General features: G+C 61.9%; 7 protein-coding genes. All 7 read right to left on the bottom strand.

Features of this window, described 5'->3' with window-relative positions; all coding sequences use genetic code 11:
* A partial coding sequence (locus DCO57_RS23285; protein ID WP_208977927.1) for a hypothetical protein occupies positions 1–341 on the bottom strand: 341 nt, incomplete at its 3' end.
* Positions 342–544: 203 nt separating this feature from the next.
* Positions 545–1,561 carry a LacI family DNA-binding transcriptional regulator gene (locus DCO57_RS12890; RefSeq protein ID WP_116699305.1) on the bottom strand — a complete coding sequence of 339 codons (1,017 nt, stop codon included), beginning with the start codon at positions 1,559–1,561 and terminating at the stop codon, positions 545–547.
* 19 nt (positions 1,562–1,580) lie between these two features.
* Entirely contained in the window at positions 1,581–3,089 is a 1,509-nt protein-coding gene (locus DCO57_RS12885; RefSeq protein WP_116699304.1) for a glycerophosphodiester phosphodiesterase family protein, read from the bottom strand.
* 10 nt (positions 3,090–3,099) lie between these two features.
* Positions 3,100–4,158, bottom strand: a complete 1,059-nt coding sequence (locus tag DCO57_RS12880; RefSeq protein WP_116699303.1) for an ABC transporter ATP-binding protein — start codon at positions 4,156–4,158, stop codon at positions 3,100–3,102.
* Positions 4,158–4,985, bottom strand: coding sequence for a carbohydrate ABC transporter permease (locus tag DCO57_RS12875; protein ID WP_116699324.1), 828 nt, complete (start codon positions 4,983–4,985; stop codon positions 4,158–4,160). The genes DCO57_RS12880 and DCO57_RS12875 overlap by 1 nt, the downstream gene beginning before the upstream one ends.
* A gap of 14 nt (positions 4,986–4,999) precedes the next feature.
* Positions 5,000–6,304: a sugar ABC transporter permease gene (locus tag DCO57_RS12870; RefSeq protein WP_116699302.1), complete on the bottom strand. Its 1,305-nt coding sequence runs from the start codon at positions 6,302–6,304 to the stop codon at positions 5,000–5,002.
* A 78-nt stretch (positions 6,305–6,382) separates the two neighbouring features.
* A complete protein-coding gene (locus tag DCO57_RS12865; protein WP_116699301.1) occupies positions 6,383–7,753 on the bottom strand; it encodes an extracellular solute-binding protein in 1,371 nt (456 codons plus the stop codon).
* Positions 7,754–8,216 lie beyond the last annotated feature (463 nt).

Here is an 8,216-nt window from a genome sequence, read left to right as displayed (position 1 = left end):
TTTCTATATTTATCAATTTGCTCTGGCAACAACTCTGCTGCACCTACCTTGGCTTCCACCAAGTAACGCCATTCCTTTTTTCCACTTCGAACAATAATAAGACCGTCAGGGCGGTCCATTGAAATGTTTTTTTCGTCTCTGAATACGACCTCGGTCCAACATTCAACGCTTGTTCGCTTACCGACCGGCACGCCGATTGTCTTGAGTAAATCACTGGCAAATTCATCAATCTTAGACAGACAAGCGAGCAAAATTGACGTTGTTCTGCCTTCTTTGCTTGTTGTAGCCAAAACGGGGAACAGCCTTGCTGGCTCTCCCTGCGCTAAATAGTCAGGCCTCATTACCCTCCCCCCATTTCAAATTGCACCCACTAAGAATGCTCTTTTTGAGAGAAAAGTCAAAATCATAGCCTGATATTTACGCGTTACTTTCCGTAGGGTACGAAGCTGTGCCTCTCTGCAGTCAGACGATAACAGGCGAAATGCCTGCCCGTATCAGGAACCGTTTGTACGGCCTTGCCAGACCATGGCCCCTACAACATCCATCAGGACCGGTGCCGCGTCGTGCCGCGTCGGACAAGCGAGACCCCGCAGGTGCGGATCTGCGGCGATGCCTCCGGTTCCTCGAGCCGCCGCATCAGAAGATCCAGGGTGGCTTCGCACAGATCCCGGCGGCTCTGGGACACTGTGGTCAGATCGTAGGCCTTCCAGGACGCCTGCGGGATGTCGTCGTAGCCGATGACCTGCATGTCCTTCGGTACGTTCACACCGTGCACATGGCGCAGACCATCGAGAACACCCAGGGCGAGATAATCGGCAGCGCAGAAGATGCCGTCGACTTCGCTGCGCACGCGATATGCGAAATCGGCCGCGGACAGTCCGCCCTCATAGGACTGGGTGCCCCAGGCGATCCGGATGACGGGAACACCCCTGGCATTCGCCGCCTGTTCGAAGGACTGCGCCCGGCCCAGCACCGAATAGGAAGACCTCTCGGGCGTGACCACGGCGAGCTTGCCGCAGCCGCAGTCCAGCAGATGGTCCAGCGCGAGCCGGCCGCCGGCCTCGAAGTCGGTCACCACCCTGTCGACCGGCGCGCCCGGATCGCGCTTGTTGACCACCACCAGCGGAACACCGTTCTGAAGGCATTCCTGGCAGATTTCCTCCGGTGGCGTGTCGGAGGTGACAATGACGCCGGCGACGCTGTATTGCAGCAGCGAGCCGATAAGTTCGGCGACGTTTTCGGACGGTTCGCCCCGGAGCAGGATGGGCCGGAAACCGAGCTCCAGCAGGCCCTGGGACAGGAGGTCGATCTGTTCGGAGCGGAAGGGGTTGTCCAGATCGGCGGCGACCACGCCGACGAGGTCGGATTTCTGCTTGTGCAGCGATCTGGCCAGGACGTTGACCCGGTAGCCGAGCTGGCGGGCCGCGGCCATCACCTTTTCGCGGGTTTCCTTCGACACGCTGGCACCATCTGTGAATGTGCGGGAAACAGCCGAGCGCGACACACCGGCCAGCCGGGCGACATCGAAGGAATTTACCTGCTTTTTCGGGGTCTGATTCATGAACTCACGCTTTCGGGCCTCACACCGGCAAAGAGGGCTTTGACGCGGCTCCCCGGTCTCCTTCCAGGCCGGCCAGCAGGCGCGCCACCTGAAAAGGCTCGTTCACGTTGAAGAGATCCGGCTCGAGCGCCAGCAGGCGCTCCATCTCGCTGGCGTCGCTGCCCATATAGGCAATCATGACCTTCTTGCCGGCCTTGCGCACCGTTTCAATATCGGTGGCGGTGGCATTTCCCCGGTTGAATTCGATGATATCGGCCTCAAAGGCGGCCAGACACGCGCCGAGCGTGTCGAAGTCCTGCGGCCGGGCCATCAGAAGGGCCTGCGGAAACCGTTTTCGGATCAGATGCAGCCAGTCCGCATTGGCGGACCAGAAGAACACATCCTCGCCCGCCATCCGTTTCAGCACCGTCTCCACGGTCCGGACCGGGTCAGCCTGCTTGAGTTCCACATAGAGCCTGCCGCCAGCCGCAAAGGCCAGATCGACGATCTCATCGAGCCGCGGCACCCGCTCGCCCGCAAAAAACGGATCGGACCGAACTCCGGCGTCCAGGTCCGCCAGGTCGGCGAGGGTTCTGCCGGCCAGGTCTCCCGTGCCGGACGTCGTGCGGTCGAGCGTGCTGTCGTGATGAACCACCAGATGGCCGTCGGCGGTTTCCCGCACGTCCAGTTCGACGAAGTCGAAACCGGCGGACCAGGCGGCCCGCGCCGCGCTCCTGGTGTTTTCCGGGGCGATCTTGCAGGCTCCGCGATGGCAGACGATTTCCGGACGCGGCCCGTCGGCGGATTTGTACCGCGCGACCATTTCCGGCTGGTCCGAACAGATGCCGAGAACAGGCATCTTCACCAGCGCCTCGACCACTTCCATGCGCTCCTCGTGCCAGGTGACCACCGGCAGGCCGCGCTCGTGCGCACGCGCGAAAAAGGCCGCGTCCAGCAGCATGTCCGGCCGCGCCCCCGCCCGTTCCCAGCAGGGATGGACGATCTGCGCGCCGCAGCCTTCGGCGATCGGGAAAGGGTCGCTGCCCAGCCCGACGAGAATGGAGACGGGATAGGGGCAACCGGCGGCCAGCAGGCTGGCGCAGTAGTCCGATGTATTGGCGCCGACGATCGCCCGTTCGACGCGGTTCTCCAGAAGGAGACCGACCGCACGGGTGGCGGCCTCCCCCTCCTTGGCGTCGAGATAGATGCCGGTGCCCGTCCGCGCGGCAAGAGCGGCGATGTCGGCGAACAGAGGCGCGGGCCGGCCCGCCGCGGCGGTCAGCTCCGCCAGGGCGGCGGCGGTCACATCGCCCACGCCCAGGTCCCTGCCGCAAACGGCCTTCAGGTCGGCGTCGTGAAAGGCCACCGGAACGCCGTCAGCCGTCAGCCGGACATCGACCTCCCACATGTCGGCGCCAAGCTCATGCGCCAGACGAAAGGCGCGCAGCGTGTTGTCGAACGCATAGGCACTCGCACCGCGATGGGCGATGGCCAGCGGTGGCCGAGGGGTGTCGTGGATCCAGCTCCTGTCCGGTTGAAATGCGGTCATGATGGTTCCGTCAAAGCCGGTTGCCGTCCGGACCGAAGGCCAGGATCCTGTCCTGGGCGATCCCCCAGGAAACCTCTTCGCCCAGCCTGAAGCCTGCGCTCTGGGACTGGATGGAGCGCAGCACGGCGCCGTTTTCCAGCGTTACGTCATAAAGTTCCTCCCGCCCCTGTGTCTCGACGAAACTGACCTTTCCGGAGACCTTGAGCGGGTTGTCCGGCTGGAAGAATTCCGGCCGCACGCCGAAGCGCATGGGCGCTCCTTCTCCAGGCATGTCAATTCCGGAAGGCACCGGCAGGGTGACCTGCGAATTCGCCAGCCGGAAACCGCCATTGGCGGCGGCACCCTCCAGAAAGGCGATGGGCGGATTGCCCAGGAAGCCGGCGACGAAGTCCGAGGAGGGATTTTCGTACATGTCCTTCGGCGTCGAAAGCTGCACGATCCGTCCCTTGTCCATGAGGGCGATGCGGTCGCACATGGACATGGCCTCGACCTGGTCATGGGTCACCAGAACCGCCGTGATGCCCGTGGCAAGCTGGATACGCCGGATTTCGGAGCGCATTTCCAGGCGCAGCTTGGCGTCCAGATTGGCCAGCGGCTCGTCGAGCAGGAGAATGTCCGGCTTGCGGATCAGTGCCCGGGCCAGGGCAACCCGCTGTTGCTGACCGCCGGAGAGCTGCATCGGCCGGCGCCGGAGCAGTTCGCCAATATGGACCAGCCCGGCGATCTCCTGCACCTTGCGGTCGATCTCGGCCCTGCTTTCCTTGCGCACCTTCAGCGGGAAGGCGATGTTCTCGTAGACGTTCATATGCGGATAGAGCGCATAGTTCTGGAAGACCACGCCGACATTGCGCTTCTGGGAAGAGACCTCTGTCACGTCGGCATCCCCGAACAGCAGGCGGCCGGCGTTCATGCGGTGAATGCCGCAGATTGCGAACAGCGTCGTCGACTTGCCGCAGCCGCTTGGTCCCAGCAGGGCGAGCATTTCGCCGTCCCCGATTTCCAGCGACATGTCCTCGATCACGGTGGTGTCGCCGAAGGATTTGGTGAAGTTTTCGATTGAAATTCGCATCAGCCCTTCGTGCCTCCGCCATAGATGTTCATGAGTTGCCTGTTGAAGATCAGATAGATGACGATCACCGGCAGCGCGTAGAAGACGCCGACCGACTTGAACATGTTGAAGTCCGGTTTCACGTCGTCGAAGATCAGATTGGAGAGATAGGTGGACAGCACCTGCGCGCTGCCGCTCGGGGCCAGCACCTGCGGAAGGATGAATTCGCTCCAGGCGGACAGGAACACGAACACGGCAAGAGCCGCGATGCCGGGCTGGACCTGCGGCAGCACCAGCTTCCACCAGACGGTGAAGCGGCTGGCTCCGTCCTGCAGCCCGGCCATCTCGATTTCCCAGGGCACGTTGTCGAAGAACCCTTTCATGATCCAGATGCCGAACGGCAGTTCCAGCGCGGTCTTGACCAGGATGACGCCGATCAGCGTGTTGTAGAGGCCGATCATCTGCAGGATCAGGAAGATGGAGATGATCAGGGTGATGGTCGGAAAGGCGTGCAGCGTCAGGATGCCGCCCAGGAAGAAGCGCTTGAACGGCATGTTGAGGCGCGACAGCGCATAGCCGGCGGTGACAGAGGCCGACACGTTCACCAGGGTGGTGCAAATGGCGAAGACGAAGGTGTTGAGGGTCACCGTCCAGATGCTGACTCGGCCGGTTTCCGGCGCTTCCCACAGGAAGCGCCAGTGCTGGAGCGTGAACCTGTCCGGGATCAGCGAGCCCGCCGTGGTGTCGGTGACCGTGTCCACGAACAGATAGACATACATGGTCACCAGCGGCAGCGAGAGCACGGTCAGCAGCAGGAACAGCGGCCAGGCGCGGAAATTCGAGGACATCATGGCGGTCCTCCTCACTGTTCGATCCGTGGCTTGGCCACGAGATCGTTGAAGTTGAAGATGCGCAGGTAGACGAGCGAGGCGAGGATGCCGACGATCACCAGAACCAGCGCCATGGCGGCACCGAGGCCGTACTGAAGATTGCCCGCGTAATTGTCGAGCGCGGTGTGGAAGGCCATCAGGGACCAGACTTCCGTCGCCCCGCCCGGTCCGCCGTCGGTGGACAGCAGGATGTATTCAAAGCTCGTCATCAGGGACAGGGTCGAATAGGCGCAGATGAACATGATCGGCCAGCGCAGCTGCGGCAGGATGATGTAGCGGATCTGCTGCCAGCGGGAAGCGCCGTCCACTTCGCTGGCGTAGAGCATCGGTTGCGGGATGGCCTTGATCGCGCTGCCGAACAGGATCATGCCGAGCGAGGCGCCGACCATGCCGTTGATCAGCACGATGAACACCCAGGCATGGATGTCGGTATCCAGCATCCAGTTTCGCGGCGCCACACCGAAATTGGCGAGGAAAGACGAGATGAACCCCGTATCCCAGGCCAGCCACTTCCACATGAGCACGAAAATGACATTGGGCAGGATGCGCGGCAGGAACCAGATCGCCCGGAAGCTCGCCGCCGGAAGCGACGGCAGATAGAACGTCGTGATGGCAAGAAACAGTCCCAGCCCCACGGACACCGACAGGGTCAGAACCACATACATCACGGTGTTTCCCGCCACCCGCCAGATATAGGGGATCTGCGTCATCAGCGCGAAATTGTCCGTGGTCCAGCTCCAGCCGGTATAGATTGTCCTCGTCAGCAGCTCCTGCTGATCCGGCGTCATCGCGATGCCGTTGCCCGTGACCGCACCGACAAGTCCATCGGCCGTCTCGAACCGCACGTTGAGCACGGAGCGTTTGAACAGGTCGGCCGCCTTCTTGATGTCGCGGGTCGATCTCGGCCGGGATTTCAGCTTGCGGAAGGCTCTTTCCAGGTCGCGGCGGCTGGTAAACCGCTCGCCGAGCATCTGCGACCCGATCTCGTTGGCGAACTGCTCGCCATAGGCGGCGGCAACCGCGGTGATCCCGGCATCGTCAACCACGAAGGCTTCCTGGCCGAGGGCATCGAGGAAACTCTCCTGTGCGCCCGCGTCCGCCAGCTTCCGCAGAGAGGCCGAATTGATTTCATAGGCACCGCCGCTGATCCCGGTCGCCGTGCTCATGTTTGTGAAAGAGAACATCACGGTCAGAAGGACCGGGACCAGGAAAAGCATAACAATGATCACCAGGGCCGGCGAGAGAAAGCCGAGGCCCAGCAGATGTGCGCGCCGCATGGGGTAACTCCTGAAGGTCCCGGGCAGCGGCGCATATGACGCCGCCGCCCGGTTTCCGGTACCGGATTGATCGTGCGATCAGCGAATGATCACTTCGTCGCCCAGGGTCGCCTTCATTTCGGCTTCGACTTCGGCCACGGCCTCGGCCGGGGTCTTCGTGCCGGTCCAGGCCGTTTCCAGACCCTTGAACATGATCTGGGAGAACTGGCCGTAGTCGGTGTGGTTCGGCTGCGCATTGGCCTGGCCGAGCAGACGCTCGGTGGCTTCCGCCGCCCAGCGGTCGTTGGCATAGAGCTCGATGTTGGACTGTTCCTTCGCGATGCCCAGATGCGCGGATTTGATCGCGTGCAGCGTGTTGATGCGCGGCTCGGAAGCGATCTTGATCAGCTGCGCCGCGATTTCGACATCGTCTTCATTGTCCTGGGCGGTCAGGAGATAGGCCAGCGGCTGGGTGATGGTGTTGGCGCGGCCGTTTTCATTGCCGGCCGGGATCAGCGTGAACTGGATGTTGCCGAAGAAGTCGTCGAGACCTTCCTTGCCGGTATAGCGGGCGTAGTGCCAGGTGCCGCCGTGCCAGGTGGCCGCCTTGCCGCTGGCCACTTCCGCGTACCACTGGTCCCACTCGGTGCCGATGTGGTTCTTGCGGGTGACCTTTGCATCAACGGCGTCCACGAAGAACTGGTAGAAGTCCGTCATCGCCTGCTTGTCGAGAAGCAGCTTGCCGGATTCCTTGTCGAGCAGCTCGCCGCCGAAGGACTGGTAGAACTGGGCGTAGTCCGGGCCGTTGGACACACGCGGATAGAAGCCGTAGCCTTCTTCCACCAGCTCCATGTCGACCGCCTTCTTGGCGTCTTCCAGAACGTTGGCCAGCGTGTAGTCACCGGATTCGACCTTGGCCGGCAGGGCGTCGATCTCTTCGTCCGTATAGCCGATCTTCTTCATCGTGTCCTTCCAGAAGAAGAACGGACGGCTTTCCGCATCCTGCGGCAGACCGTAGACAACGCCGTTGTAGGAGGTGATCTCCAGCAGATTGTCGTAGATGTTGTTCAGCGGCCATGTGTCCATGTCGACATAGTCCTCGACCGGCACGATGAGGCCGGCCTGGCTCCACGGTGCGATGTCCAGGTGGCTGGTGACGACGATGTTCGGCGCGTCGCCGGATTCGGCGGCCAGCGTCACGGCCTGCTTGAAGGCGCCCCAGTCGGCGAAGTCGCGCTTCTTTTCGACCGTGATGTTCAGCTCCTCACCGAGGATCGCATATTCCCGCGTCAGGATGTCCGCGGCCATTTCGATGGCATCGAGACGATATACGTCACTGTCGTTGGTCCCCCCGGCCCAAACGGTGATTGTCAGGTCTTTCGCGAAGGCGTCACCGGCAAAGGATGCCGCGGTGACGGCCAGAACGGCAGCCGCTGTGGACTGTCGCAGTTTTGAAACTAGGTTTGTCATCTGATCTCGCCTGCTGTCTGATGCGCAGCGTCCCTCCCGGAGGCGCCATGCGCAGAATAGATACAACTTGCACACGTGTGCAAGGACGGTTTTAGATCGGGCAGATTACGGAGATATGACAAGAGGACGGAAAATCGGAATTTCGGCAGCTGCCGATGCGGAGACCGAACGGAGCTCCACCGCTCGTGCCAGTTCGTCTTCATTTATGAGCTCACCCCAAATCCCGGGCATAGCCGTTTGCACCGTTGGTCCCCGATACGTAATCGGACGAACTGGCGTGACCCGACGGCCTCACATATGAATTCAGGCATCGTGCGAGACCGGTTTCCCGGGCCACCGGCACGTCGGCTTTTACGTCAGGCAGGCGAAGGTCACCGGTTGCGCCAAGTTATCGCCCGATGCTCGAAACAGGTCTTGCCCGCAGGGGATCCGGCAGAGCAAGGGCTTGGTGATCGATATGGAG

Origin of the sequence: Labrenzia sp. 011 (assembly GCF_003075075.1) — a bacterium.
In the GTDB taxonomy this organism is placed as follows: domain Bacteria; phylum Pseudomonadota; class Alphaproteobacteria; order Rhizobiales; family Stappiaceae; genus Roseibium.
The sequence above is the reverse complement of the archived record's forward strand: the minus strand, read 5'-3'. Positions and strand labels throughout refer to the sequence as shown.